Below are 979 nucleotides of genomic sequence, written 5' to 3' on the forward strand. Positions count from 1 at the left end.
ATCTGCAATACACTCCGCGAAAGCGCGCGCTGCGTGTGGCATGCAATCAGGCAACTGGGCCATCAGGTACCCTTTTCTTGTGATCCCAAACACACCATCGATTTGGTCCTGTTCCCAGACGAAAAAACGCGTGGAATGGTCTGAGTCCCCGAAGCCGACGCCATGCGCCGCCAGATTGCTGCGTAGAAACATTGATGTTTCGGGATACGCGGCCAAAAACGCCTCGATCGCCGGAGCGTCGGCAGCAGTCGCCTCTCGAATCCCTCCCAATCCCCCAAGGCCTGCAGCCTCATAGTCAACACCGCAACCGCCGCCGTATCAGCACGCAGGATACGGGGTCCAAGACTGACCACATGTGCGAATGGTAACGCCGTCAGCCGGTCCCGTTCCCTACAAGAGAAACCCCCTTCGGGACCTATGAGAATGGCCCACGGTCGATCTTTGTTATTGCTGGCCAGCCTAAGGCTCGAACCGACTTCGGCCTCATTACAGAACATCAGTTGGCGATCCTCGGGCCAATTGTCTAAGACCCGGTCCAGCTTTTGGAGATCCGCAACCTCGGGCACGAAGGTCCCGCCGCACTGTTCGGCGGCCTCAACGGCGTGGGCTTGCAACCGGTCCTGCCGGATGCGCTCGGAATTGGTGAACTCGGTCTGGACCGGTAGTATCCGCGCCGCGCCCATTTCCGCCGCCTTTTCAACGATGAAATCGGTACGCGCCTTTTTGATCGGCGCAAACAGAAACCACAGATCGGGCGGTAGCTGCAGCGGCTTGGTTTGATCGATAGAGTGCAACACCCCGCCGCGCTTGCCGGTCTCGGCAACCTCTGCCAGCCATTCGCCATCATGCCCGTTGAACAGCGCGACATGGGCGCCAACCGACAACCGCATGACGCCGAACAGATAATGCGCCTGTTCGCGCGTCAAAGGAACCGATTGCCCCGGACCCAAAGGGTGCTCTACATACAGTCTGATCTTTG

1 pseudogene is annotated in these 979 nt (G+C 58.9%); it reads right to left on the minus strand.

Annotated elements, in window-relative coordinates:
* Nucleotides 1-266 precede the first annotated feature (266 nt).
* Nucleotides 267-979: pseudogene (locus ACR0LL_RS21150) on the minus strand (16S rRNA (uracil(1498)-N(3))-methyltransferase); the annotation flags it as partial.

It is taken from the genome of Ruegeria sp. AI2, assembly GCF_056541275.1.